Consider the following 25,928-nt stretch of genomic DNA (forward strand, 5'->3'; position numbering starts at 1 on the left):
ATGACCTCCGGAGGCACCGCGGCCGCCGCGCAGGCGTCCGGCAAGGGCACGAGGAAGCCCGGCAAGAGCGTGACGGGGACGCGCCCGTGGATCGCGGGCGCGTTCCTCCTCCCGGCGCTGCTGCTGCTCGGCGCGCTGGTGGTCTATCCGATCGGGTACTCGGTCTGGCGCAGCCTCTTCGACGCGCCGGGCAGCGGCTTCGTGGGGCTGGGCAACTACGCCGAGCTGTTCTCCGACGACCGCATCCGCACGGCGCTGAAGAACAACATCATCTGGGTGGTGGTCGCGCCGACCGTGGCCACCGCGCTCGGCCTGATCTTCGCCGTGCTGACCGAGCGGGTGCGCTGGGGCACCGCGTTCAAGCTGGTCGTCTTCATGCCGATGGCGATCTCCATGCTGGCCGCCGGCATCATCTTCCGGCTGGTGTACGAGCAGGACCCGGAGCGCGGGGTCGCCAACGCGGTGTGGGTGGGCGTGCACGACACCTTCGCCGAGCCCGCGCCGTATCCGGGGGCCAATCCGCGGCCGAACTCCGACCTCAAGGCGTCCGGCGGCGGTGCGTTCACCACCAAGGAGGCGGCGAGGACCGGTACCGCGGTGAGCCTGCCGCTGGTGGCGGTGCAGCCGGACGACCTCAAGGGCGCGCAGCGGGCCGTGGCGGCGAAGCCGCGCCCCGGGCAGATCACCGGCACCGCCTGGCTGGACTTCACGCGCGGGGGCGGCGGCACTCCGAACAGGATCGACAAGCAGGAGAAGGCGCTGGCCGGCCTGGAGATCCAGGCGGTCAGGGACGGCAAGGTCGTGGCGTCCGCGACCACCGAGGCGGACGGGACGTACGCGCTGCCCGCCCGCGCCGAGGGGGCGAAGCTGCGGCTGCCCGCGTCGAACTTCGCCGAGGCGTACAACGGCGTCGACTGGCTCGGTCCGGCGCTGGTGACGCCCGCGATCATCGGCAGTTACGTGTGGATGTGGGCGGGCTTCGCGATGGTGCTGATCGCGGCGGGCCTGGCGAGCGTGCCGCGGGAGCTGCTGGAGGCGGCCCGGGTGGACGGCGCGAACGAGTGGCAGGTCTTCCGCCGGGTGACGGTGCCGCTGCTGGCGCCGGTCCTGGTGGTCGTCCTCGTCACGCTGATGATCAACGTGCTGAAGATCTTCGACCTCGTGTACATCATCGCGCCGGGCGCCAGCCAGGACGAGGCGAACGTGCTCGCCCTCCAGCTCTACCAGTCGTCCTTCGGCACGGACGTGAACCAGGGCATCGGCTCCGCCATCGCGGTGTTCCTGCTGCTCCTCGTCTCACCGGTGCTGATCATCAATATCCGGCGCCTGCGGAAGGAGCGGCAGCGATGACGGCGGTGGCCGACGGGGCGGTACGCGCCCGGCAGTCCCTGGCCGCGCGGATCGCGGCCCGTACCGGCGGCGGTGTGCTGCGGGTCTTCCTGATCCTGGTCGGGCTGTTCTGGCTGATGCCGACGGTCGGGCTGCTGATCTCCTCGCTGCGCGATCCGGCGGACGTCGCGGAGAGCGGCTGGTGGGAGGTGTTCGTCAAGCCGGCGCAGCTCACCTGGTCCGGGTACGGCAATCTGCTGGGCAACGCCAAGATCATGGACTCGCTGTGGACCACCGCGCTGATCACGGTGCCGGCGACGGTGCTGGTGGTGGTCATCGGGTCGCTGGCGGGCTATGCGTTCGCGTGGATGGACTTCCCCGGGCGGGACGTCTGGTTCATGGTCGTGGTGGGGCTGCTGGTCGTCCCGGTACAGGTCGCGCTGATCCCGGTGGCGAAGCTCTTCGGCGCGGTCGGGCTCTTCGAGACGACGGCCGGGGTGGTGCTCTTCCATACGGCGTTCGGCCTGCCGTTCGCGGTGTTCCTGCTGCGGAACTTCTTCGCCGAGATCCCGCGCGAGCTGCTGGAGGCCGCCCGGCTGGACGGGGCGAGCGAACTGCGGCTGTTCACCCGGGTGGTCCTGCCGCTGGGCGGCCCGGCCATCGCCTCGCTGGGCATCTTCCAGTTCCTGTGGGTGTGGAACGACCTGCTGATCGCGCTGATCTTCGCGGACAGCGGCAACCCGCCGATCACCGTGGCGCTCCAGCAGGAGGTACGCCAGTTCGGCAACAACATCGACGTGCTGGCGCCCGGCGCCTTCATCTCGATGATCATCCCGCTGGCGGTCTTCTTCGCCTTCCAGCGGCAGTTCGTCTCCGGCGTGATGGCAGGCGCGGTGAAGTAGGAGCCGGCGGCGGCTCACTCGTACGGGTGCGAGTCGCCCGCCACCCGGACGTAACCGGCCGCCGCGCCGCATGACGGCGCGGCGGGGCCGGGAACGATCGCTGACCGACAGCGCAGCCGGCCGCCGACTCATGGAAGTGCTCTTGCCACGGTTCAGCGTCATCGTTCCCGCTTATCAGGTCCAGGCGTATCTGCCGGAATGCCTGGAGTCCGTCCTCGCCCAGGAGTGGACGGACTTCGAGCTGATCGCGGTCGACGACGGGTCACCGGACGGCTGCGGGGCGCTCATCGCCGACGCCGCCCGCCGCGACCACCGGGTACGGCCCGTGCACCTGCCGGCCAACACCGGCCTCGGCCCGGCCCGGAACGCCGGCATCGCCCACGCGCGCGGCGACTACCTGCTCTTCCTGGACGGCGACGACACCCTCACGCCGGGCGCGCTGCGGGCCGTCGCCGACCGGCTGGCCGCGACCGGCGACCCGGACGTGCTGGTCTACGACTACGCCCGCACCACCTGGTCCGGCACCGCAGCCCGCAACCAGTACGCCCATCTGCTCGCCGAGGACGGCCCGCCGGCCTTCCGGCTGGCCGACCGGCCCGCCCTGCTGCGGCTGCTGATGGTGGTGTGGAACAAGGCGTACCGCCGGGACTTCGTCCAGCGGCAGGGGTTGTCCTTCCCGCCGGGCTACTACGAGGACACGCCCTGGACGTTCCCGGCGCTGGCGACCGCGGAGTCGATCGCGGTACTGGACCGGGTCTGCGTGCACTACCGGCAGCGCCGCCGGGGCAGCATCCTCGGCACCACGGGGCGCGGCCACTTCGACATCTTCGACCAGTACGACCGGGTGTTCGCCTTCCTCGACTCCCGCCCGGAGCTGGCCCGTTGGCGGCCGCTGATGGTCCGCCGGATGACCGACCACCTCACGGCCGTCTACACGGCGCGGGGGCGGCTGCCGCGCGACAGCCGTGCCGAGTTCTTCCGGCGGGCCGCAGCGCACTGCCGCCGGTACCGCTGCGCCGACCCCGCCCCGGCCGCTGTCGACGGCGCTCCGCCGCGGCTCGCCGTGCGGGTCCGGCACGGCCTCGTACGGCTCGGCTGGCACCGCCCGTTCCGGCTGCTGGCGGGCGCGCAGCGGCTGCGCCGGGCCGTCGCGCGCCACGCCCGGTGGCTGCTGCGGCGGACGCGGCGCGCCGCGCTCGGCCTCCACTACCGGCTCCAGCGGCGGCTGCCGGTACGGCCCGACCACGCGGTCTTCACCGCGCACTGGCACCGCGGCTACGCCGGCGACCCCGCCGCCATCGAGGCCAAGCTGCGCGAGCTGTGCCCGGGGATGCGCACGGCGTGGGTGGCGGCGCCCGGGTACGAGGACAGCGTGCCGCCGGGCGTGCGGTGGCTGCGGCCCGGCACCGCCGCGTACTGGACCGCGCTGGCCCGCTCGAAGTACCTGGTCAACAACGTGCACTTCGACGGGCGGCTGGCCAAGCGGCCGGGCCAGGTGCTGCTGCAGACGCACCGCGGCACCCCGCTCAAGCACATGGGCCTGGACCTGCAGGAGCGCCCGGCAGCGGCCCGCGGCACCGACTTCGCGCGGCTGCTGCGCGGCGTGGACAGCTGGGACTACAGCCTCTCCGCCAACCGCCACGCCACCCTGACCTGGGAGCGGGTCTACCCGGCCGGCTACACCACGCTGGAGTACGGGCAGCCGCGCACCGACCGGTTCCTGCGCGCCACCGCCCAGGACGTGCTGCGCATCCGTACCGAGCTGGGCATCCCGCCGTCCGCCACCGCGATCCTGTACGCGCCGACCCACCGCGACTACCGGCGCTCCCGGCGCCCCGCGCTGGACCCGCACCGGCTGCTGCGGGAGCTCGGCCCCGGCTTCGTGGTGCTGGTGCGGCCGCACTTCTCCTCGCTGGAGGGCCCGCCGTACGCCGCGGACGTCCCGCCGGCGCCGCCCGGCGACGGGGTGATCGACGTGAGCGGCCACCCGTGCGTGGAGGACCTCTGCCTGGCCTCGGACGCGCTGGTCACCGACTACTCCTCGCTCATGTTCGACTACGTGAACCTCGACCGGCCGGTGGTGGTCCTCACCGACGACTGGGAGGCGTACCGGGCGGCCCGCGGCACCTATTTCGACCTGCTCCGGCACCCGCCGGGGCCGGTGGCCCGCAGCGAGGAGGAGCTCATCGACATCTTCGCGAGTCCCGCATGGCACGGACCCCGTTCGGCCGCTCTGCGGGCCACTTTCCGTTCACTTTTCTGCCCCTACGATGACGGCCACGCCGCGGAACGCGTGGTACGCCGTGTGTTCCTCGGGGACGAGGGGTCACCTCCCGACGCCGTACCCCTCCATGAGCGCCGGCCCGCGCCCTCTCCCGCGCGGGCCCGCAGTCTCGCGGTGCCGCAGCCGGTGCCCGGGCCCACAACAGCACACGCGTCGCATGTCGCCATCGAATCCCCCGACCGTCTGGAGACGGACCGCACATGACTGCCCTCACCGCAGACCAGAGTGCCGAACAACTCCCGCGACCTACCCGCCTGGCCGACGTCAAGGGCTGGTTCTTCACTGCCGACCAGCTCATGTTCGACTGGTTCCTGGCCCGCCAGGAACGCCGCAAGGAACCGGGCGACCTGCTGGAGCTCGGCGCGTACATGGGGAAGAGCGCCATCTTCATGGGCGCCCGGCTGCGTGCCGGTGACCGCTTCACGGTCTGCGACCTGTTCGATTCCCCCGCCGAGGACGCCTCCAACTCCAAGGAGATGGCGAAGTCCTACGCCACGCTCACCCGCCGCGCCTTCGAGGCCAACTACCTCTCCTTCCACGACGAGCTGCCGCATCTCGTCCAGGGCCTGTCCTCGGTGATCCGCACGCACGTCGAGGACGAGAGCTGCCGCTTCGCGCACATCGACGCCTCGCACCTGTACGAGCATGTGCACGGCGACATCCTGGCCGTGCGGGAGCTGCTGCGCCCGCACGGCGTGGTGGTCCTGGACGACTACCGCGCCGAGCACTGTCCCGGCGTGGCCGCGGCCACCTGGCAGGCGGTGACCACCGGCGGGCTGAAGCCGCTGTGCATCACCGGCACGAAGTTCTACGGCACCTGGGGCGACGCGGAGCCGGTGCGCGCCGAGCTGCTGGAGTGGCTGCGCTCGCGCGAGGACCTGTGGCACGAGGTGCAGGAGGTTGCGGGGCAACCGTTGATCCGACTGTCGGCGAAGGGGGCGAAGGAGCCGGTGCATCCGGTGTCGCGGCATCGGGTGCGGCCCGGTGCGCCGGCGGCCGGGCTCCCGCATGCTGCGGGACGCGGGGGGCGGCAGGGGCGTAGCGCTCTGCGGCGGGTCGCGGTGAATGTGCTGCCGCCTGTTGTTACCAAGGCGATTGTCGCGGCCCGTAACCGAGGGCGCTAGCCGCTCCGCGGGGGGGGGCGGTTCGTCGGCTGCGGGCCGTATGTGGCCGGTCGCGCAGTTCCCCGCGCCCCTTATGGGGCGCGCCACCTCACGCCCGTGCGCAGGGCTCGGCGTCCCCGTCGAGCTCCGCCTCGGGCGGTGCCGGGGCGACGGTGCGCTCGGCCATTGGCACCACCGGCAGCAGCGTCTCCTCGCCGAGGAAGACCCGGCGGACGACGCGCTCGGCGGCCAGGCCGTCGTCGTACGGGCAGAACCGCTCCCGGAACGCGGCCCGCAGCTCCGTGGAGCGCTCGTCCGCCCAGCGGCCCGAGCGGAAGACCTCGGCGATGGCCTGCTCGTCGGCGGCGATGTGGCCCGGGGTGTCGCCGGGCTCGCCGGAGAGCAGGTCGAAGTAGACGCCGCGGGCGTGCCGGTATGCCTCCCAGTCCGAGGAGTGCACGACGACCGGCCGGTCGAGGCCCGCGTAGTCGAACATCAGCGACGAGAAGTCGCAGAGGAGCGCGTCGGAGGCCAGGGCCAGGTCCTCCACGGACGGGTGCCGGGAGACGTCCAGGATGCGGCCCGCCTCCTCCAGCGCGGCGAGCCGCGAGTCGGCGCCGTAGAAGTAGTGCGTGCGGACCAGGAGCTGGTATCCCTCGCCGAGCGCTTCGGCGAAGCGCTCCAGGTCCAGCGGCGGGTTGAAGCCGCGCTCGTAGTCGCGGTGGGTGGGCGCGTAGAGGATCGCGGTGGTGCCGGGCGCGATGCCCAGCCCGGCGCGGATCCCGCGGACGTCCTCCGCGGTGGCGGTGAAGTACCGGTCGTTGCGCGGGTAGCCGGTCGGCAGCGTCTCGTAGTCGCTGGGATAGACGCGCTGCCACACCTCGGTGGAGTGCGGGTTCGAGGACAGGCAGTAGTCCCACTGGTCGGCGTGGTCGAGCATCCGCAGGAAGCTGACGCCGTGCGCCGCGGCCGGATGCCGGCGCAGGTCCATGCCCATCTTCTTCAGCGGGGTGCCGTGGTGGGTCTGGATGTAGACCTGCTCGGGGCGCTTGTGGACGGTGCCGGAGAAGTTGGCGTTGTTGACGAGGTACTTGGCGCGGGCCAGCACCTCCCAGTACCGGCGGGAGTTCACCAGTACGGTCTCCACGCCCGGCGGTACGTCCTCGCGGTGCCGGCGGTCCACCACCCACACGCCGCGCAGGTGCGGCGCCAGCTCGCGGGCCTTCGCGTGGATGGCGGCGGGATTGCAGAGCACGCCGCGGTTCCAGTAGGCGGCGTAGACCACGAGGTTCTCGTCGACCGGGCGGCGCAGCTGGAGGCCGTAGTAGCGGCGGTAGACGCTGCGCGCGGTGCGGTGCCGGCGGGCGCGCAGCGTCTTGGCGGTGCGGTGCCGCAGCGTTCCGGCACGCTGCATGGAGCGGTAGACGGCGTAGGAGTTCAGGTACGTGGGCAGCTCGGCGCCGGCCGGGCGGTGCCGGCGCAGCAGGCGGGCCAGCTCACGGTAGAAGTCGGGGCGGTCCCCCGCGCGTACCCGGCCGTCGTCCTCCATGATCCGCAGCAGCCGGCCGGCCGCGTGCGCGAACAGGACGCCACGGGCCGCCTCGGTGCCGCCGCCCAGCCCGGTCCCGGTCCCGGTCAGCGCGCGGAACACCGCGTCGTACCGGCCGATGACCGCGAAGTGGTGGCGTCCGGGGACGGTGGAGGCGCTGCCCCGGCGGCGCTTGCGCCAGGTCACGCACACCTGGTCCAGACAGGCGATCCGGGCCGCCGCCAGCAGAGCCTCGAAGACCACGGGGACGTCGTCGTACGGGCCGTCGGCGAACGCGAAGCGGTGCGCCTCCCACAGGTCGCGGCGGACCGCGCGGTTCCACGGCGCCGGCAGCACGGCCAGGCACTCCGGCACGTCCTCCGCGGTGAAGACCGTATCGGCGTGCGCCTCCAGGAACTCCCGGTCCGCGCTTCCGTGGCGCTTCTCCCAGACGTCGATCCGGTCGTGGTCGAAGAGCAGCACATCGGGCTCGCCCGCCGCCCGCAGCCGCGCGTCGATCGCGGCCAGCGCGCCGGGCGCGAGGAAGTCGTCGCCGTCGAGGAAGAGGAGGTACTCGCCGGTGGCGCTGCGGACGCCGGCGTTGCGGGCCGGGCCCACGCCGCCGGGCCGCTCCAGGTGCAGTGCGATGACCCGGTGATCGGCCGCCGCGTACGCGTCGATGATCGCCCCGTCGCCGCCGTCCGAGCAGTCGTCGACGGCGATCAGCTCCACCCCTTCGAAGGACTGCGTGAGCACGGAGTCCAGGCAGTGGCGCAGGAAACCCTGCACGCCGCGGGCGGGGACGATGACGCTGAAGCGGGGCATGGCCATCCAGGGGTTCGGTACGCACGGGTGCAGCAGCAGCGTAGGCGGGCGATCACGCTCCGTCCGGTTCCTCCGCCGGGGCCGGTCACTCGAACAGCGCAGCAAATGTGACGGGTGAGTCCGCAGGGGGTTGGACTGGTGTCCCGTGCGTCCCCCTGGAAAAGGTCTGGTCTGCTCCATGGATCCCCGGCTCACCGTCGTCATCCCGATCTACAACGTGGAGGAGTACCTCCCCGAGTGCCTCGCGTCCGTGGCCGCCCAGACCCTGCGGGAACTGGACGTGGTCATGGTCGACGACGGCTCCACCGACTCCGGGCCACAACTGGCCCGGGAGTTCGCCGCCCGCGACCCGCGCTTCCGGCTGGTGACGCAGGAGAACGGGGGTCTGGGACACGCCCGCAACACCGGTGCCCGGCACGCCGATCCGCGCACCGCCTACCTCACCTTCATGGACAGCGACGACGTGCTGCCGCCGCGCGCCTACGAGGGCCTGGTCTCCCTGCTGGAGGAGTCCGGCTCGGACTTCGCGACCGGCAACGTCTACCGGCTGACCGCCGAGGGCCGCAGCCAGGCGTGGCAGCACAAGACCATGACGCGCACGGTGCTGGGCACCCACATCAGCCGGGACCTGACCCTGCTGGCCGACCGGGTGGCCTGGAACAAGGTCTTCCGGCGCACCTTCTGGGACCGCCACCGGCTCGCCTTCCCCGAGGGCGTGCTCTACGAGGACACCCCGCTCACCATCCCCGCGCACTTCCTCGCCGAGGCCGTCGACGTCCTGCATGAGCACGTCTACTACTGGCGCATCCGCGAGGGCTCGATCACCCGCCGCCGCACCGACGTGAAGGGCGTACGCGACCGGCTCGCCGCCGTCGACGGCGTCAGCCGCTTCCTCGCCGACCCGGACCGCACCCGCTGGACGCGGCACAAGCGCGACTACGACCGCTCCGTCCTCCTGGACGACCTGCAGTACTTCATCGACGCGCTGCCCATGGCGGGCGAGGAGTACCACCGGGTCTTCATGACCGGCGCCCGGGACTTCCTCAGCCGCATCGACCCCACGCTGTACGCCGAACTCCCCGTCGAGCAGCGCATGAAGTGGACGCTGATCCGGGAGGACCGCCTGGACGACCTGCTGCGGCTGCTGGAGTACCAGCAGCGGAACAACTCCGGCTTCCACGTCGCGGGCCCGCCGCTGCGCAAGCGCGCGGTGCTCTCCGTCGGCGGCGGCCGCCCGATCCCGCTGCCGCCCGAGGTCACCCGGCTCACCACCAAGGACCTGCCGGTACGGGCGCGGCTGCGGGAGGCGGTGTGGCGGGACGGCAAGCTGGTGCTGCGCGGCTACGCCTACATCCGCAACATCGCGGCGCCCGGCCGGCTGAGCTGTCTGAAGGCGGCGGTGCTGATGTCGGGCAAGCGCCGGATCGTGCTGCCGGTGCGGTCCGTGCCCGCGCCGGAGGCCACCCACAACTCCCGCCAGGAACAGCACTGTTACGACTGGTCGGGCTTCGAGATCACGGTGGACCCGAAGCGGCTGGCCAAGGGCGGCACCTTCAAGCCCGGCCAGTGGAAGGTGGGCATCGTCGTGGCCGGGGCCGGGGTGGTCCGGCCGGCCGCGCTGCGCGCCCTGGACGCCGGCTCCGGCGCGTCCCCGCTGCCCCACGAGGTGGCCGACGGGATGCGGGTGGTGCCCTGGTACAAGGACGGGCGGCTGCACCTGTCGGTGGAGCGGACCGTGCGGCGGCTGGCCGGGCAGCGCACGGTGGGCGACGGCGCGGCCGAGCTGACCGTGCGGGACGCCTCGGCCAACGCGCCGGTGGCGCTGCGGCTGACCCACCGCGGCACGGACGAGCGCCTCGAACGGCCGCTCACGGAGGCGGACATCACCGCCGAGGGCACCGGCCACCGCCTCACCCTGCGCATCGACCCGGCCGAGCTGGCCAGGGGTGAGGCCGCCACGGGTGCCGGGCAGGAGGCCGCCGCCACCTGGGACCCCGTACTGGTCTACGCGGACGGCCGGACGGCCCGGATCGCGGCCGACCCCACGGCGCCTGTTGGGCGGGGGGTCGACAGCGGCGGCCGGGAGCTGGTGGTCACCGCCACCGCGGCCGGCAATCTGGTCCTGCACCTCCGCGCCCCGGAGCCGTTCGCCGACCGGCTGGCGTGGCGGCCCGACGGGTCACTGGAGGTGGCGGGGCGGCTGCCGGGTGCGGCCGGGGGCGGGGCGCCGCTCGCGGCCGTGCTGCGGCACAGCCGGTACGCCGCCGAGGCGGTGTTCCCCGCCACCCGGGACGGCGAGCGGTTCACGGCCGTCCTGCGGCCCGCCGCCGTCCCCACCTGCGGCGGGCAGCGGCCGCTGCGCGAGGGCCGCTGGTACCTCTTCCTGCGCACGGCCGGCACCGCCGACGCGGTCGGGCCGGGCGCCGAGTACGACGCGGACGCGGCGTACGACGCGGCCGCCGGGGCGATCGCCGCAGCGGTCGGTCCCGCCCTCGGCAGCAACCGGCACGGCGCCGGTGACCTGCCCGTACGGCTGTGCCCCACGCTCTTCGCCGGGCTGCCCGCGGCCTGCCCGTCGGCGCCCCGGCCGCTCACCGTGGACCGCCGCTTCCACGACCGGCTCTTCGTCGAGGCGGGCCCCGCGGTGCCGGACACGGACCGCGGCCCGTACCGGCAGCGGCTGCTGCGCGAGGAGCACTACCCGCGGCGCCGCTCCCGCCCGCTGCGCGAAACCGTCCTCTTCAGCAGCTTCGACGGGCGCTGCGGCGGCGACTCGCCGCGTGCCCTGCACCGGGAGCTGGCGCGCCGCGATCCGGGCGCCGAACACCTGTGGGTGGTCCGCGACGCCCACACGCACGTTCCCAAGGGCGCCCGGCCCGTGCTGCTGGGCAGCACCGAGTGGCACGAGGCGCTGGCCCGCAGCCGACGCATCGTCACCAACACCCATCTCCCGGAGTGGTTCGTCCGCCGTCCGGGCCAGCGGGTCCTGCAGACCTGGCACGGCACCCCGGTCAAGCGCATCGGCACCGACCTGGCCGGCACGCTCTGCGCCGACCTGGTCCACCTGTGGCCGCAGCCGCGCCGCGGCCACCAGTGGAGCGTGCTGCTCTCCCCCAACGCACACAGCACGTCCCTGCTGGGCCGGGCCCTGGGGTACGAAGGGGAGATCCACGAGACCGGCCTGCCGCGCACCGATGTCCTGGTCGCCGGCGGCGTCTCCGGTGACCGCGACGAGCCGGCCCGGCGGGTACGGGAGCGCCTCGGCATCCCCGCGGACAAGAAGGTGGTGCTGTACGCGCCGACGCAGCGGGACGACAAGGCGTACGACGCCGACCACTACCAGCTCCATCTGCCGCTGGACGTCGCGCACGCCAGGGCGGCGCTCGGCGACGATCACGTACTGCTCCTGCGCAGCCATCCGCTGGTGGCCGACCGGGTGCCGGGCGGGGCCGACGGCTTCGTGCGGGACGTGACCGACTTCCCGGACGCGATGGAGCTGCTGCTGGCCGCCGACGTGCTGGTGACGGACTACTCCTCGCTGGCGGTGGACTTCGCCAACACCGGGCGTCCGATGCTGTTCCTGACGCCGGATCTGGAGCACTTCCGGGACACCGTGCGCGGCTTCACCTTCGACTTCGAGGCCGAGGCGCCGGGGCCGCTGCTGAGTGACACCGGGGAGCTGGTGGACGCGCTGCGCGACCTGGACGGGGTCGCACGGCGCAGCGCGGACGCCTACGCGCGCTTCCGTGCGGCGTACTGCGCGCGGGACGACGGGCGGGCCACGGCCCGGGCCGCCGACCTGCTGGACTGAGGCCGGCCTGCTGGTCTCTGGGGCCGCGGCCCGGGGATCAGCGGCGCCGCAGCCGCCGGAGGACCTTGGTGACGGCGGGCGGCACCAGCAGGAGCGCGGCCCGCCGGGCGCGGGCCTTCGGGCGGCGGGCGGCGGCCCGGCGCTGCGCCGCCTCGGCCTCGCCGGCGGCGGCCGCGGCCCGTGCGTCACTCTCCTCGCGGCGCTGCCGGATCTCCTCGGCCGCGCGTTCCTCGGCCCGCAGCACTTCGTAGTGCCGGGACCGCGGTGGCTCGGGCAGGGCCGGGCCGCGGTCGCCGACCAGGCGCAGCACCCGGTGCCCCGCGATGGTCTGGAGGTCGGCGTGGCAGTCGGCGCGGCCGACGATCTCCAGGATCAGCGCCTCCTGCCAGGGCGCCGGGTCGCCCCAGGTGCCGTAGAACTTGCAGCGGCTCAGGCAGATGGGCCGCAGCCCCTCGGTGAACAGCGCCTCCCAGACGGCGGCCGAGACGCCCGGCGTGTGCTCGGAGCGGTAGTCGTCCAGCACGACCACTCCTTCGGGTGACAGCACGCGGCGCGCGGCCGCGATGTCACCGCGTACGTGCTCGTACAGGTGCGAGGCGTCGACGTGCACGAAGCGGCAGCTTCCCGGGGCGACCTTCTCGGGGACGAGCGAGGTGGGGCCCTGGATGATCGTGGGCAGCTCGTCGTGGAAGGACAGGTAATTCGCCTCGAACGCGCGGCGGCTGAGCGTCGCATAGGAGCGCTGCATTTCCTCGTCGTTGGCCGCGTCCCCGGCCGGGGAATCGAAGAGGTCGCAGACCGTGAATTCCTCCCCCGAGTGGCGGTAACGGCCCAGAAAAGCGGCGCTCTTTCCCAGGTACGCGCCCATTTCCAGCAGGTTGCCGCGTACTCCGGAGCGGGCCTGGTGGGTCAGCAGCCAGTCGAAGAGCACCTGGTCCTGGTCGAAGAACCAGCCCTTGACGTCCGCGAGCGTGCCGGGGCGCGGCAGCGCCGTGCCCGCGGCTCCGGCGGGTGCGGCGACGGTCTCGGTGTTCAGTGGGGTCATGTCCGGCCTCTCGACGGAAATCGCGGCGGCAGACATTAGCCGCCGGGCGGCCGGAATTCCGGAATGCGGCCGGTGGTCGGCGCGTAAGAAGTACCCCTGTTCCGACGCGTTCCGTCCCGCGTGCTCAGTACCGACGCGCTCAGTTCCGCCGTACGAAGAGGGCGACATTGCCGCCGGGCCCGTCCAGCCAGTACCGCTGCGCGTAGAGCGCGTGCAGCAGCCGCCATTTGGCCATTTCCCGGTCGTTGTGGCGGAACCACCGGGTGCGGTCCACGCCGTCGGCGGCGACCAGCCAGACGCGGCCGGTGCGGCCCAGCCGCGTGCGGATCTCCCGCAGCGGCGCCTCCCGACCGTAGAGCGTGCCCGACTCCGCGCCCGGGACGCCGAGTGTGAGGTCCGTCAGCCCGGCGAACTGCTCCGGGTAGGCGAGCCGTACCCGGCGTGCGTAAGTGGGGACGAAGAAGACGCCGTCCCCGGGAGCGGCGCGGCGCGCGACGGCCGCCGCCACGGCAGCGAGGTCGTCCGGGCGGCCGGTCCGCAGCCGTTCGCGCTGCTGGGCGGGGAGCTGGCACAGGAACGCCGCGGCGACAGCGGCCGCGCCCGCCGCCGCCACCGCGCGCGGCGGCAGCCGCCGGGACCGCCGTACGGTCACCGCGACCACCAGCCGCTCCGCCCCGGCCGCCGCGGCCAGCGCCACGCCCGGCAGTGAGAAGAGCAGATAGCGGTCGAGGAAGACCGGGTACCACTGCGAGGCCACGAAGAGCAGGGCGGGCGGCAGCAGGGCGAGCGGCAGCGCGACGGCGGACAGGCCGAGTGGGCCGCGGCGCGGCAGCGGGCGCCGCGCTGCCACCGCCAGCAGGAGGCACACCACCACGACGACCGGCACGGACGGCCCGGCGAACGACCGCAGCAGCAGCCAGGCGGCGCGCAGCCCCGGCGGGTACAGCCAGTTCAACTGGTGGCTCTGGCCACGGGACAGCGCCACGAGGGGCAGCAGCGCGAGGGCCGCCGCGCAGGCCGCGGCGGCCCAGCGCCACCACACCGCGCGCGGCACCCGCGAGACCAGCAGCGTCAGCGCGTGCGCGGCGAGCAGCAGCACGGCGCACTCGTGGAGCAGCGCGGTGAGCGCCGTGACCGCCGCGTACGCCGTCCAGTCCCGCGCCCGGCCGCGCCGTACGGCACTCGTCAGCAGCAGCGTGGACAGCGCGGCGCCGGCCGTGACCAGCGCGTAGGAGCGGGCCTCCTGCGCGTAGTGGCTCACCGTGGGGAAGGCGGCGAAGAGCAGCCCGGCCCACAGGCCGACGCGTGGCGCGGCCAGCCGGCTGCCGGTCAGCGCCACGAGTCCGGCCGCGGCCGTCGCGCCGAGCACGGACGGCAGCCGCAGCGCGCTCTCGCCACCGCCCAGCAGCGCACGGACGCCGTGCATCAGGGCGTAGTACAGGCCGTGCACCGCGTCGGCGGTGCCGAGCAGGTGCCACAGCTGCGGCAGCGAGCGGCCCGCGAGCTGCGCGGTGGCCGCCTCGTCCCGCCACAACGTGCCGCGGGTAAGGCCCCACAGGCCCAGCGCGAGCGTGACGGCGCACGGGACGAGCACCGCGACGAGGGTGGCGCGGCGCCCCGCGCGCGTCCCGCCGCGCACGGTCAGCGGGGCGCGGCCGCCCGGCGCCGCGGACGGTGGCCGCTCCTCCTCGGGGTCGACGACGCCCGGCCCGCTCATGGCTCCGGCAGCTCGTACGGGCTCGGCAGCGGGAAGTACGCCTCCAGGAACGGCCGGAGCAGCGCGAGCTGCTCCGCCAGGTCGGTCTCCTGCGACTGGGTGTCGTTGAGGCAGAAGACGTCCCGGTCGCGGCGGGCGAGCAGCCGGTCCAGGCGGTTGGCGGCGCTGGGCCGGGAGAGGTCGAGGTAGGAGTAGGCGATGTCGGCGGGCAGCGCGCGGCCGGTGTGGAAGGCGTAGTAGTGGTGCAGCGAGGACGGGATCGAGATGTCGTCCATGCTGCGGAAGCGGTGCGAGGCGGTCGCCCGGTGCTGGGCGCGGAACTCCCGCTCTATCTCCTCCAGCACGCTGCGCCGCAGGGCGTGCGGGACGTGTTTCATCTTCTGCACCGGTGTGGTGCCGAAGCGGGCCTCGATGAGCGCGCGGTTGTTCTTGCCCGCGACGGACACCGGGACGTCGTCGTCGCCGGGCGGGCCGAGCGGTACGAGCGCGGGCGAGGGGAAGTACTTCGTCAGCCCGTTGGCCAGGAAGAAGTCGTGCGGTGACGCCTCCCGGCCGAGGAAGACGTCGTCGTTGAAGTAGAGGAAGTGCTCCGAGAGGCCCTCGATGTGGTGGAGCTGGCTCTCGATGGCGTGCGAGTTGAACGTCGGCAGCGCACTCGTCTCGGTGAATATCTCGCGGTGGCTGACGACCTTCATACGCGGGTGCGCGGTGTTCAGCCAGGGCGGTACCTGGTCGTCGGTGACGAGGTAGATGTCGCGCACCCAGGGCGCGTACATGTCCAGCGAGCGCAGCGAATAGCGCAGCTCGTCGCGGTTGGCGTAGCGCGCGGCGTTGGCCGCCTCGTCGTGGTACGCCTGCCCGGTGTACGCCGCGCGGCGCTCCAGCCAGGCCGGGTCGGCGCCGTCCACCCAGGTGTAGACGACGTCGACGGGGAAGGTGATGTCGCCGGGCAGCGGGACGGTGAAGTCCCGGTAGGTGGCCACCCGCGGGGCGCGGTCGTCGCCCGAGCCGTTGGGGCAGGTGAAGAGCGCGGCGGGGACGGTGATCCGGTGCCCGCGCGCCGGCACCCACTCGGTGACGGCGTTCCGCCGCGGGGCGATCAGCCGGTCCCCCTCGCGCGGCCAGAACTCCACGTCGCAGCCGTACGCCTCGTCCAGCACGAGCGAGCGGCCGGGGTCGGTACGGAACCAGGTCACGCGGAACAGCCCGGCGCGCCCGGCCCGGTGCCAGCCGCCGGAGTCGTAACCGGGCGCAGTGTGCCGGACCTCGTTGCCGGGGGCCAGCAGCGAGACGTAGCCGGGCAGCGCGCGGCACCGGGCGGCCAGCGCGGCGAGCGCCCGCGGTCCGTCCTCCTCGGCCACCGCGACCACGCCCCGGCCGCGCTCCTTACCGCGTACGCAGAAGTGGTCGACGCCGGCCTGCTCCAGGGTCTCGGCGACAGTGACGAGGTTGTCGCGGCGGGCCCGGGCGGGTGAGAGGTCGTGCTGCACGAGGGCGATGCGCGGGTGCCCGTCGGCCATCGTGACGGCCCGGCCGGGCCCGGCGGCGAGGGCGCGGTGGCACAGCGCCACGCCCCGGGTGCGCAGCCCGTCCAGGTGTCTGGCCGTCGCCAGCCAGCTCACCTGCTGCTTGATGCGGCGGCGCAGCTCCGGGGTGCTGCGGGTCGCGATGGCCCGCCGCAGGTGTTCCGGTACCGCTTTGCGGTAGACCGACACCAGGGTCGACGCCTCCGGGTTGATCCGCCGCACCGTCCCCGCGGCGCGGCGCGCACCCGGATGCCGTACGGGCCGGCGGCGTGGCTCGGCGGTCCGCTGTCCCATCTGTGCACTCACTCCGGTCTCCCCCTTCGCGTCTCCCCGCGGTCCGGTCATTTACCCCTATGGGCGTTTGATGCAACTATGACGCCGTACGCCCTGGTACACATCCCCTGTGCACCCGGATTCCCATGGGTGCCCACGCGCCCATGGGGGAGGCTCACTCAAGGGATGACTCGCCAGAGGACGAGAAGGATGCCCTGCCACGTGCCCAACGGGCGCCGCCCCGCGTCCCACCGAAGGGAGCACCGGCCGCCATGGATCACGCCCTGCTGTCCCGAGCGGTGAAAGCCGGCCGCCGCGCCCGCCGCGCGGCGGGCGGCGTACGCCGCCGCATCGAGCGCGTCGACACCGTCCCGGTGCTCGCCGCACGGCTGCGCCCGCGGCCCGTCCTGCGCCCCGTCCACCTCTCCGTCCTGGGCGGCCGCACCCTGAACGTGGCGGTGCGTTACCCCCGCCGCGCCCAAGGGATCGGCACCGCACTGCTCCATCTGAACCATCGCGGCCACCGCCGGACCGCCCCGCTGACGCCCGAGCTCCAGCCGGACGGCACCCTGCTGCTCACCGCCACGGCCCCGCTGCACTTCGCCCCGCACGACGAGCCCGCCGAGTACGCCGAGCCCGGCGCCCTCGCGCTGGGCCCCGGCATCTGGCGGCTGTCGCTGGCCGTGACGGACACGGCGGGCCGGGAAATCCTGGCCGGCCTCGGCGCGGCACCGCCCCGCACCGGCGGCGGGCCGACCCTCCCGCACTCCCCCGACCCCGGCAGCGGCGCCGTCTTCCGCCCCGTGCGCTCACCGGACAAACGTGCGCTCCTCAAGGTCACCGCGCCCGCGCCGCAGGCCGAACTGGTCGCGCTCGGCCTGCGCTGGGACCGCGTCACCGTGCAGGTCCGGCTGGTCGGCCCGCTGCCCCGGCACGCCGTCTGGACGGCCGAGGCCGTCCGGCAGGGCAGCGGCGGCACCGTGCTGCCGATGCCGCTGGAGCAGCACTCGGGCCACCTCACGGCCGACCTGCCGCTGCCCGCGATGGCTGCCGACGGGCACGTCCAGCACACCTGGGAAGTACGGCTGCGGTCCGGGCGGACCCGGCTGAAGGTCGGCCGCCGGCTGACCGACGTACGCCGCCCGAAGCGGGTCTTCCGTACGCCCTACCGCTCCATAGCGCTCGCGGACGGCCGGCTGCTGCGAGTGCACGCCCAGTTCTCCGCCGCCGGGACCCTCGCCGTCAGCTGCGCCGCGTACGCGCCACCCGCCCGCGCCCACGAGACCTCGGAGGACCGGCCATGAGGATCACGTTCCTGCTCACCCTCGGCGACGAGATGGGCGGCACGGAAATGGCCGCGTACACTCAGGCGGCCCACCTCGCGGCGCGCCACGACGTCGAGGTGCTGAGCGTCTTCCGCACCCGCGCCGAGCCGTTCTTCCCCGCCGGCCGGGACATCCGGCGCCGCTACCTGATCGACCGGACCGGGCCGTACGAGCGGCCGGTGCGCCGCAGCGGCCTGGACGAGGCGGCCTGCCGCACGCTGACCTCGCTCCCCAGCGAGCTGATCGAGCCCGCCTGGGAACACACCTTCAACCGGCTCTCGGACATCGAGATGAGCGCAGCGCTCGCCGCGCTGGACACCGACGTGCTGGTCACCACCACGCCCGCCCTGATGGCCGCGGCCGCCGAGCTGGTGCAGGGCCGGGTGGTCACGGTCCATCAGGAGCACCGCGCCTCCCAGTTGCGCGGCGTCAGCGGCGAGCCGCTGCTGCGGTACGCGCCGCGCATCGACGCGCTGGTGTCGCTGACCGAGCGCACCGCCGAGTGGTTCCGCGAGTCCCTCGGCCCGGCGGCACCCGAACTCCCCGCGATCCCGAACGCGGTGCCCGACGGCTACCGCCCGCGCTCCGACCTCGCGGGCCGCACGATCGTGGTGGCCGCCCGGATGACCCCCGAGAAGCAGCTCGACCACGCCGTACGGGCCTTCGCGCAGGCCGCCGAGGACCATCCGGACTGGCGGCTGCGGATCTTCGGCGACGGGCCGCACGAGGTCCGGCTGCGGCAGCTGATCGAGGGCCTGGCGCCGCACGACCGGGTCGAACTCCTCGGCCGGACGCGGGAGATGGCCGAGGAGTGGGCGAAGGCGAGCCTGTGCCTGCTGCCGTCCCGGAACGAGGCGTTCCCGCTGGTGCTGCTGGAGGTGTTCGCCGCGGGGGTGCCGGTCGTCGCGTACGACATCGTCACCGGCCCCGCCGAGATCGTCCGGCACGGCGTGGACGGGCTTCTCGTACCGCCCGGCGACGTCGACGCGCTGGCGGCGGCGCTCGGTGAACTGATGGGTGATCAGGAGCGGCTGCGGGCGTACGGGAACGCCGCGCGCGCGGGCGTGTACGAGCGTTTCTCCGGCGCGCGGGTCACCGCCGAGTGGGAGCGGCTGTTCGAGAAGCTGATGGCCCGCCGCGACGACCCCGGCCGGCTCGCGGCCCGCGCCGACCGCACCGCGCTGCGCATCGCGGCCGGCGGCGGCCGGGCGTTCAGCGTGGCGGCCCCGCACGGCGGCCCGCTCGCCGCCTCCGCCGACGCGCAGAAGGCCCGCGAAGTCCTGCTCAAGGCCCAGGACCGGACGGGCCGGCTGGTGCGCTCCGCCGGGCGCCTCGCCGAGCTGCGCGACGACCTCACCGCGCCGCAGGTCGCCGACCGCAATCTGGAGCTGGCCACCGACGCGCTCACGGCACACGGCATTGGCTACATCCTGCTGCGCGACGACTCGCTCGCGCACCGGGTCGCGGTGGCCGTGGAGGACCGGGAGCGGACGCTGGCCGCGCTCGCCGAGGAGCTGGCCGGCGAGCCGGTGTACGGCGAGCTGGTCTCGCCGCGCGGCCACGCGCCGGGCGCGCTGCTGGCCGAGCGGCTGCGGGAGGCCGGCGAGGTCGCGGGGGTACGCGTCTTCAAGCCGGTGACCAGCGAGAGCCGCACGCTGCGGTACGGCCCCGGATTCGGCTGCACGGTGGAGTTCTGGGCCGTGGACGAGGACGGGTGGCGGGAGGCCCCGCGCGGCACGACCCTCCTCGGGCCGCGGCTGCCCGGCCTGGAGCCGACCGCCAAGTGGCGGGTCGCGGACCGGGACCACCCCACGCTCGCCGCCTTCACCGACACCCTGATGTGGGACGTCGACTTCCCCGTCGACGTCGTCTACACCTGGGTCGACGACGCCGATCCGGACTGGCGGGAGCGGCGGGACGCGGCCCGGCGCGCGGCCGGCCTCGCCACCGACCACGTGGACAGCGGCGACGCGCGCTTCCGCAGCCGCGACGAACTGCGGCACTCGCTGCGCTCGCTGGCGATGTACGCGCCCTGGGTCCGCACCGTCCATCTCGTCACCGACGGCCAGGTGCCCGACTGGCTGCACACCGCGCACCCGGGCGTGAAGGTGGTCGACCACCGGGAGCTGTTCGCCGACCCGTCCGTGCTGCCGACCTTCAACTCGCACGCCATCGAGAGCCAGCTCCACCGCATCGAGGGACTGTCCGAGCAGTTCCTGTACTTCAACGACGATGTGTTCCTGGGCCGTCCGGTGCCACCGTCGGCGTTCTTCCACAGCAACGGCACCGCGCACTTCTTCCGCTCGCCCACCGCGGTACCGCCCGGCGAGGTCACCGAGGACGACGAGGGCTACTTCGCCGCCGCCAAGAACAACCGGGCCTTGCTGAAGCGGGAGTTCGGCCGGGTCGCCACGCACAGCTTCCTGCACGCCCCGCACCCGCTGCGGCGCAGCGTCCTCGCGGAGCTCGCCGAGCGCTTCCCCGAGGAGGTGGCGGCGACGGCGGGCAGTCGCTTCCGGGCCCGTACCGATCTCTCCATCGCTTCGTCCCTGCACCACTACTACGGATATCTGACCGGGAAGTCGACGCCCGCGACCATTTCCTGCTCCTTCGCGAACGCCGGCCGGTACGACCACCACACTGTCCTCAGCCGCCTGCTCGCCACCCGCAGCCACAGCGTCTTCTGCATCGGGGACTCCGCCGACGCCGAGGTGCCGGCCGCCGAGCAGGACCGGGTGGTGCGCGCCTTCCTGGGCGCGTACTTCCCCGTACCGTCGCCGTACGAGCGCGGCTGACCGAGCAGAAGGAGCGAGGAGCGAGATGACCTGGCTGATCACTGGTGGCGCGGGCTACATCGGCGCGCACGTGGTGCGCGCGATGACCGGCGCGGGCGAGCGTGCGGTGGTGCTGGACAACCTGTCCACCGGCGTGGCGGAGCGGGTGCCCGAGGACGTGCCGCTCGTCGTCGGGTCGACGCTGGACCGCGGGCTGCTGGACCGCACGATCAGCGAGCACGAGGTCACCGGGGTGGTGCACCTGGCGGCGAAGAAGCAGGTAGCCGAGTCGGTGGAACTGCCGCTGCTGTACTACCGGGAGAACGTGCAGGGGCTGCGGACGCTGCTGGAGGCGGTGGTGGCGGGCGGCGTCGGCCGCTTCGTGTTCTCCTCCTCGGCCGCCGTCTACGGCATGCCCGACGTGGACCTCGTCACCGAAGACACGCCCTGCGTACCGATGAGCCCGTACGGCGAGACGAAGCTCGCGGGCGAGTGGCTGACCCGGGCGGCGGGCCGGGCGCACGGCATCTCCACCGCTTGCCTGCGGTACTTCAACGTCGCGGGCGCCGCCTCCCCCGAGCTCGCCGACACCGGCGTCTTCAACATCGTCCCGATGGTCTTCGAGAAGCTCACCGAGGGCGCAGCGCCGCGCATCTTCGGCGCCGACTACGACACCCCCGACGGCACCTGCGTCCGGGACTACATCCACGTCGAGGACCTGGCCGACGCGCACCTCGCGGCCGCGCGCAAGCTCGGCGAGCGCGGCCCGGTCCGCGACCTGACGCTCAACATCGGGCGCGGCGAGGGCGTGTCCGTCCGCGAGATGGTCGACCTCATCGGGGAGGTCACCGGCTACGGGGACCGTGCCGCGGAGGTCACCGCGCGGCGGCCCGGTGACCCGGCGCGAGTGGTCGCGGCCGCCGACCGGATCACCGCTGAGCTGGGCTGGACGGCCCGGCACGACGTGCGCGACATGGTCGCTTCGGCCTGGGCGGGCTGGTTGCTGCACCACCCGGAAGCCCGCCGCGGCTGAACAAAGTCCGTACTTTTCTCACACCGCCGGACAACCAACTCCTCGTCACTCCCGTCTCACAGGTAGCGGACAGCCCTCTCATTCCGGGCAATTCCGCTATCTGTGCCCGGTCCGATACGAGGAGTAGTCACCGCAATGTCCGCACCCGACCGCGCCGACGCGGCGCCGCGCTTCAGCATCGTCGTCCCCGTCTTCAAGGTGCAGGGCTACCTCCGCGCCTGCCTGGACTCGGTCCTGGCGCAGACGTACGGCGACTTCGAAGTCGTCGCGGTGGACGACCGCTCGCCCGACGGTTCCGGCGCGATCCTGGACGAGTACGCGGCCCGCGACCCGCGCGTGGTCCCGCTGCACCTCCCCGAGAACAAGGGCATCGGCAACGCCCGCAACGAGGGCGTCGCGCACGCCCGCGGCGACTACCTCCTCTTCCTCGACAGCGACGACACCCTGCTGCCCGACGCGCTGGAGTCCATAGCCGGCCGGCTGACGGAGACCGAGGACCCCGACGTCCTGGTCTACGACTACGCGCGCACCTTCTGGTGGGGCGAGGCCAAGCGCAACCGTGACGCCGAGGTGCTCGCCGCGCCCGGCCCCGAGGTCGGCACCATCGACGACCGGCCCGAACTGCTGCGCCTGTTCACCGTCGTGTGGAACAAGGCGTACCGCCGGGACTTCTACCTCGGCGGCGGTTTCAGCTTCCCCGACGGCTTCTACGAGGACGCGGTCGTCGTCTACGAATCGCTCTTCAGCGCCGAGCGCATCGCGCTGCTGGACCAGGTCTGCGTGCACTACCGGCAGCGCCGCCAGGGCAACGCGCTGCGCACCCCCAGCCGGGAGCACTTCGCCGCCTTCGACCAGTACGAGCGGCTGTTCGCGTTCATCGAGGAGCGGCCGGGGCTGCACCGCTGGCGCGCCTTCCTCTTCGAGCACATGATCGACCACTATCTCTTCATCCTGGCCCGGCCCGACCGCGTGCCCGCCGCTGCCCGCGCGGAGTTCTTCCGCCGCGCCGCCCAGCACTACCGCCGCTACCTGCCCGCCGGCTTCGTCCGGCCCAAGGGCGTGATGGGCGTCCAGTACGACGCGCTCGCGCGCGGCTCGTTCCCCGCCTACACGGCACTGAAGCTGGCCGCGCGGGGCCGCAAGAAGGCCGCCGGGCGGCTGAAGAAGGTCAAGCACACCCTCGGCAAGCAGGCGTACGCGCGCCTCTACCAGCTCCAGTTGCACCGCCCCCTCGACCCGCACCTCGCCGTCTACGCCGCGTACTGGAACCGCACGCCCGCCTGCAATCCGCTCGCGATCTACGAGAAGGCCAAGGAGCTGGCGCCGCGGATCCACGGCGTCTGGGTGATCAAGAAGGGCATGGAGGACACCCTCCCCGAGGGCGCCGACCACGTGATCGTGGGCTCCCCGCGCTACTGGGAGGTGATGGCCCGCGCCACCTACCTCGTCAACAACGTCAACTTCGCCGACGCGATCGTGAAGCGCCCCGGGCAGATCCACCTCCAGACCCACCACGGCACCCCGCTCAAGCGGATGGGCATCGACCAGCAGCAGTACCCGGCCGCCGCCAAGGGCATGAGCATGCGCAAGCTCCTGCAGCGCGCCGACCGCTGGGACTTCAGCGTCTCGTCCAACCAGCACACCACCGAACAGTGGGAGCGGGTCTACCCCTGCGCCTTCCAGTCGCTGGACACCGGCTACCCGCGCAACGACGTGTACTACCGCGCCACCGCGGCCGACGTCCTGGACATCCGCGCGCGCCTGGGCATCGCCCCCGGCCGCACCGCCGTCCTGTACGCGCCCACCGTCCGCGACTACCAGAACGGGTACATCCCGCGGATGGACCTGGAGCGCGTCACCCGCGAGCTGGGCCCCGACGTGGTGCTGCTGGTCCGCACGCACTACTTCTACGGCGAGAACCCCCGGCTGGCCGAGCTCCAGGAGCAGGGCGCGCTGATCGACGTCTCGCGCCACCCGTCGGTCGAGGAGCTGTGCCTGGCCGCCGACGCGCTGATCACGGACTACTCGTCGATCATGTTCGACTACGCCAACCTGGACCGGCCGATCATCACGTACGCGGACGACTGGGACGTGTACGTGAAGTCCCGCGGCGTCACCTTCGACCTGCTCTCCGGCGAGCCGGGCGACACTCCCGGCACCGTCGCCACCACGGAGGACGAGCTGATCGCCGCCTTCCGCGACGGCTCCTGGGACGGCGAGCAGGCCGCGGCCCGCCGCGCCGCGTTCCGCGCCCGCTTCTGCCAGTGGGACGACGGCCACGCAGCGGAACGCGTGGTCCGCCGGGTGTTCCTCGGCCAGGAGGCGACGCCGGAGGTCGTACCGCTCACGGAGCGCACGGTGGCGCCGAGCCCGCGCGAGGCGGAGGCCGGCGTGGGTCCGGCCGTGACCACGCTGCCGCTGCAGGCCGGCGGGGTGGACGTGGACCTGGCGGGCTGACCGCGCCCCGTCAGGGGCGCGGGGAACTGCGCGACCAGCCACATACGGCCCGCAGCCGAACGAACCGCGCCCCCAGCGGAGCGCTAACGCGCCCCCAACGCTGTGGCCACCGCCGCAGCCAGCTCGTCCAGGTACCCCTTCGGCAGGTCCCCCCGAAGGACCACCACCCGCCAGTACAGCGGCCCTGTAATCAGGTCGAGCGCCAGCCGGACATCAACGTCCGGCGACAGCTCGCCCCGCTCCACGGCATGCGCGACCATCGTGCGCGTCATGGACTCCTGGCTGTCGTGCAACGCACCCCGCAGCGCCTCGGCGATCTCCGGGCTGCGCGCCGCCTCCGCCAGCAGGTCCGGAATGATCTGCGCGGCCATCGGGTGGCGCAGCGCCCGGGAGGCGACCTCCAGGAGCATCCGTACGTCGCCGCGGAGCGTGCCGGTGTCCGGCACCGGCATCCCCTCGGCGGCCAGCGCGGTGACCACGTCCAGGACGAGGTGCAGCTTGGAGCGCCAGCGGCGGTAGACGGCGGTCTTGCCGACGCCGGCGCGGCGCGCGATGCCCTCGATCGACATCCGGCCGAACCCGACCGCCGCCAGCTCCGCGAAGACCGCGGCGCGGATCGCGGCGGTCTTCTCCTCGCGCAGCACGGCGGCGCCGGCCGGCGCCCGGCGGGGCGACGGCGCGGCCCGGCCCGGCGGCGCAGGCCGTTCCGCCGTCGCCGGGGATGCCGTTTCCGACGGTGCTGGGTCCTTTGCCATGCAGGGAGCATAGCGTCGCGACGCAACGGTTGCGTTTCGACGTCCCGGCACCCTACTCTCGGGTTGCGACGATACGGAGCCGTCTCGTCGTGAGTTCCTCAGCCTCGCGGGCGCCGCCGGCCCCGCCGCGCCCGCGTCCACGCACGAAAGCGGACTGATGTCTCAGACCCTCACGCGTCCGGCCCCCGCCGCCCCGCCGGACCCCGGCCCGCGCGCCCTCGCCGAGAAGTACGGCCTCACGGTCAGCGGCCGCCGCCCCTCGCTCCCGGAGTACGTCCGGCAGCTCTGGCGACGCCGTCACTTCATCTCCGCCTTCTCCAGCGCCAAGCTGACCGCCCAGTACAGCCAGGCCAAGCTCGGCCAGCTCTGGCAGGTGGCCACGCCGCTGCTCAACGCGCTGGTCTACTACTTGATCTTCGGCCTGCTGCTCGGCACCCACCGGGGCGTGCCGGACTACATCCCGTTCCTGGTCACCGGCGTCTTCATCTTCACCTTCTCGCAGAGCTCGGTGCTGGCGGGGACGCGGGCGATCTCGGGCAACCTCGGCCTGGTCCGGGCGCTGCATTTCCCGCGCGCCTGCCTGCCGATCTCCTTCTGCCTGATGCAGCTCAAGCAGCTCATGTTCTCCATGGGCGTGCTCGTGGTGATCCTGCTGGCATTCCGGCAGGTACCCGGCTGGTCCTGGCTGCTGGCGATCCCGGCGCTGTGCTTCCAGTTCGTCTTCAACACCGGCCTCGCGATGATCATGGCGCGGCTCGGCAGCAAGACCCCCGACCTGGCCCAGCTCATGCCGTTCATCCTGCGCACCTGGATGTACGCCTCCGGCGTCATGTACAGCATCAGCGTGGTGACCGCCGGCAAGGACATCCCCGACATCGTCCAGTTCCTGCTGGACATCAACCCGGCCGCGGTCTACATCGACCTGGTGCGCTTCGCGCTCATCGACTCCTTCACCGCCGCGCAGCTCCCCCCGCACGTGTGGGCCTGCGCCGCCGGCTGGGCGGTCGTGATGGGGCTGGTGGGCTTTGTGTACTTCTGGAAGGCGGAGGAGCGGTACGGCCGTGGCTGAGCAGCAGAACACCGATCTCCAGCAGCCGGCGGTCCAGGACGCCGCGATCGTGCGCCGCAAGCCCTCCACGGGCGTGCGGGAGGTGCACGCGGTCAAGGGCGTGACCTTCACCGCCTACCGGGGTGAGTCGATCGGCCTGATCGGCACCAATGGCTCGGGCAAGTCCACGCTG

At 73.3% G+C, this 25,928-nt stretch carries 16 protein-coding genes; 11 read left to right on the forward strand and 5 right to left on the reverse strand.

Features of this window, described 5'->3' with window-relative positions:
• The 4 genes from IG84_RS0129155 (at position 1) to IG84_RS0129170 (ending at position 5,639) form a co-directional block, all read left to right on the forward strand.
• Positions 1-1,350 (forward strand): carbohydrate ABC transporter permease, encoded by a 1,350-nt coding sequence (locus tag IG84_RS0129155; RefSeq protein ID WP_037800965.1) that lies wholly within the window; start codon positions 1-3, stop codon positions 1,348-1,350.
• Positions 1,347-2,231, forward strand: coding sequence for a carbohydrate ABC transporter permease (locus IG84_RS0129160; protein ID WP_031063388.1), 885 nt, complete (start codon positions 1,347-1,349; stop codon positions 2,229-2,231). Before IG84_RS0129155 ends, IG84_RS0129160 begins: the two co-directional genes overlap by 4 nt.
• Before the next feature lie 142 nt (positions 2,232-2,373).
• Complete coding sequence (locus IG84_RS0129165; RefSeq protein WP_051862557.1) at positions 2,374-4,719, forward strand: bifunctional glycosyltransferase/CDP-glycerol:glycerophosphate glycerophosphotransferase; 2,346 nt, start codon at positions 2,374-2,376, stop codon at positions 4,717-4,719.
• Positions 4,716-5,639 carry a class I SAM-dependent methyltransferase gene (locus IG84_RS0129170; protein WP_031063396.1) on the forward strand — a complete coding sequence of 308 codons (924 nt, stop codon included), beginning with the start codon at positions 4,716-4,718 and terminating at the stop codon, positions 5,637-5,639. Before IG84_RS0129165 ends, IG84_RS0129170 begins: the two co-directional genes overlap by 4 nt.
• An 88-nt stretch (positions 5,640-5,727) precedes the next feature.
• On the opposite strand, the gene IG84_RS0129175 is transcribed toward IG84_RS0129170, so the two are convergent.
• Positions 5,728-7,977, reverse strand: a complete 2,250-nt coding sequence (locus IG84_RS0129175) for a bifunctional glycosyltransferase/CDP-glycerol:glycerophosphate glycerophosphotransferase (protein ID WP_245659634.1) — start codon at positions 7,975-7,977, stop codon at positions 5,728-5,730.
• 172 nt (positions 7,978-8,149) lie between these two features.
• Here IG84_RS0129175 and IG84_RS0129180 point away from each other — a divergent pair, with 172 nt between their 5' ends.
• On the forward strand, positions 8,150-11,782 hold the full coding sequence (locus tag IG84_RS0129180; protein ID WP_031063403.1) for a bifunctional glycosyltransferase/CDP-glycerol:glycerophosphate glycerophosphotransferase: 3,633 nt from the start codon (positions 8,150-8,152) through the stop codon (positions 11,780-11,782).
• A 37-nt stretch (positions 11,783-11,819) separates the two neighbouring features.
• Here the strand turns inward: IG84_RS0129180 and IG84_RS0129185 are convergent, their stop codons facing one another.
• The 3 genes from IG84_RS0129185 to IG84_RS0129195 form a co-directional block, all read right to left on the reverse strand.
• Positions 11,820-12,827 carry a class I SAM-dependent methyltransferase gene (locus IG84_RS0129185; protein WP_037800984.1) on the reverse strand — a complete coding sequence of 336 codons (1,008 nt, stop codon included), beginning with the start codon at positions 12,825-12,827 and terminating at the stop codon, positions 11,820-11,822.
• Between the two features lie 139 nt (positions 12,828-12,966).
• The gene (locus tag IG84_RS0129190) at positions 12,967-14,544 is read right to left on the reverse strand and encodes a glycosyltransferase family 39 protein (protein WP_051862542.1); all 1,578 of its coding nucleotides are present in this window, start codon (positions 14,542-14,544) and stop codon (positions 12,967-12,969) included.
• Positions 14,541-16,364 (reverse strand): stealth family protein, encoded by a 1,824-nt coding sequence (locus IG84_RS0129195; protein WP_051862544.1) that lies wholly within the window; start codon positions 16,362-16,364, stop codon positions 14,541-14,543. The genes IG84_RS0129190 and IG84_RS0129195 overlap by 4 nt, the downstream gene beginning before the upstream one ends.
• Before the next feature lie 251 nt (positions 16,365-16,615).
• Here IG84_RS0129195 and IG84_RS0129200 point away from each other — a divergent pair, with 251 nt between their 5' ends.
• The 4 genes from IG84_RS0129200 (at position 16,616) to IG84_RS0129215 (ending at position 23,932) form a co-directional block, all read left to right on the forward strand.
• Positions 16,616-17,647 carry a hypothetical protein gene (locus IG84_RS0129200; RefSeq protein WP_051862546.1) on the forward strand — a complete coding sequence of 344 codons (1,032 nt, stop codon included), beginning with the start codon at positions 16,616-16,618 and terminating at the stop codon, positions 17,645-17,647.
• The gene (locus IG84_RS0129205) at positions 17,644-20,463 is read left to right on the forward strand and encodes a stealth conserved region 3 domain-containing protein (RefSeq protein ID WP_031063420.1); all 2,820 of its coding nucleotides are present in this window, start codon (positions 17,644-17,646) and stop codon (positions 20,461-20,463) included. Before IG84_RS0129200 ends, IG84_RS0129205 begins: the two co-directional genes overlap by 4 nt.
• 25 nt (positions 20,464-20,488) lie before the next feature.
• Positions 20,489-21,475, forward strand: a complete 987-nt coding sequence (gene galE / locus IG84_RS0129210) for a UDP-glucose 4-epimerase GalE (RefSeq protein ID WP_031063423.1) — start codon at positions 20,489-20,491, stop codon at positions 21,473-21,475.
• Positions 21,476-21,610: 135 nt separating this feature from the next.
• Complete coding sequence (locus tag IG84_RS0129215; RefSeq protein ID WP_051862547.1) at positions 21,611-23,932, forward strand: bifunctional glycosyltransferase/CDP-glycerol:glycerophosphate glycerophosphotransferase; 2,322 nt, start codon at positions 21,611-21,613, stop codon at positions 23,930-23,932.
• 83 nt (positions 23,933-24,015) lie between these two features.
• On the opposite strand, the gene IG84_RS0129220 is transcribed toward IG84_RS0129215, so the two are convergent.
• Positions 24,016-24,687 carry a TetR/AcrR family transcriptional regulator gene (locus IG84_RS0129220; RefSeq protein ID WP_078649496.1) on the reverse strand — a complete coding sequence of 224 codons (672 nt, stop codon included), beginning with the start codon at positions 24,685-24,687 and terminating at the stop codon, positions 24,016-24,018.
• A gap of 157 nt (positions 24,688-24,844) precedes the next feature.
• On the opposite strand from IG84_RS0129220, the gene IG84_RS0129225 reads away from it, so the two are divergent.
• Positions 24,845-25,756, forward strand: a complete 912-nt coding sequence (locus IG84_RS0129225) for an ABC transporter permease (RefSeq protein WP_031063431.1) — start codon at positions 24,845-24,847, stop codon at positions 25,754-25,756.
• Positions 25,749-25,928: ATP-binding cassette domain-containing protein (locus IG84_RS0129230; RefSeq protein WP_031063436.1), on the forward strand; the 180-nt coding region annotated here is incomplete at its 3' end. The genes IG84_RS0129225 and IG84_RS0129230, both read left to right, overlap by 8 nt.

It is taken from the genome of Streptomyces ochraceiscleroticus, assembly GCF_000720485.1.
Taxonomy (GTDB): Bacteria; Actinomycetota; Actinomycetes; order Streptomycetales; family Streptomycetaceae; genus Streptomyces; species Streptomyces ochraceiscleroticus.

What these genes read in the sequence shown, in the direction of transcription:
- IG84_RS0129225 (WP_031063431.1), top strand. Translation starts at nt 24,845, where the DNA reads ATGTCTCAGACCCTCACGCGTCCGGCCCCCGCCGCCCCGCCGGACCCC.
- IG84_RS0129170 (WP_031063396.1), top strand. Translation starts at nt 4,716, where the DNA reads ATGACTGCCCTCACCGCAGACCAGAGTGCCGAACAACTCCCGCGACCT.
- IG84_RS0129195 (WP_051862544.1), bottom strand. Translation starts at nt 16,364, where the DNA reads ATGGGACAGCGGACCGCCGAGCCACGCCGCCGGCCCGTACGGCATCCG.
- IG84_RS0129205 (WP_031063420.1), top strand. Translation starts at nt 17,644, where the DNA reads ATGAGGATCACGTTCCTGCTCACCCTCGGCGACGAGATGGGCGGCACG.
- galE (WP_031063423.1), top strand. Translation starts at nt 20,489, where the DNA reads ATGACCTGGCTGATCACTGGTGGCGCGGGCTACATCGGCGCGCACGTG.
- IG84_RS0129215 (WP_051862547.1), top strand. Translation starts at nt 21,611, where the DNA reads ATGTCCGCACCCGACCGCGCCGACGCGGCGCCGCGCTTCAGCATCGTC.
- IG84_RS0129155 (WP_037800965.1), top strand. Translation starts at nt 1, where the DNA reads ATGACCTCCGGAGGCACCGCGGCCGCCGCGCAGGCGTCCGGCAAGGGC.
- IG84_RS0129200 (WP_051862546.1), top strand. Translation starts at nt 16,616, where the DNA reads ATGGATCACGCCCTGCTGTCCCGAGCGGTGAAAGCCGGCCGCCGCGCC.
- IG84_RS0129175 (WP_245659634.1), bottom strand. Translation starts at nt 7,977, where the DNA reads ATGGCCATGCCCCGCTTCAGCGTCATCGTCCCCGCCCGCGGCGTGCAG.
- IG84_RS0129185 (WP_037800984.1), bottom strand. Translation starts at nt 12,827, where the DNA reads ATGACCCCACTGAACACCGAGACCGTCGCCGCACCCGCCGGAGCCGCG.
- IG84_RS0129220 (WP_078649496.1), bottom strand. Translation starts at nt 24,687, where the DNA reads ATGGCAAAGGACCCAGCACCGTCGGAAACGGCATCCCCGGCGACGGCG.
- IG84_RS0129160 (WP_031063388.1), top strand. Translation starts at nt 1,347, where the DNA reads ATGACGGCGGTGGCCGACGGGGCGGTACGCGCCCGGCAGTCCCTGGCC.
- IG84_RS0129190 (WP_051862542.1), bottom strand. Translation starts at nt 14,544, where the DNA reads ATGAGCGGGCCGGGCGTCGTCGACCCCGAGGAGGAGCGGCCACCGTCC.
- IG84_RS0129180 (WP_031063403.1), top strand. Translation starts at nt 8,150, where the DNA reads ATGGATCCCCGGCTCACCGTCGTCATCCCGATCTACAACGTGGAGGAG.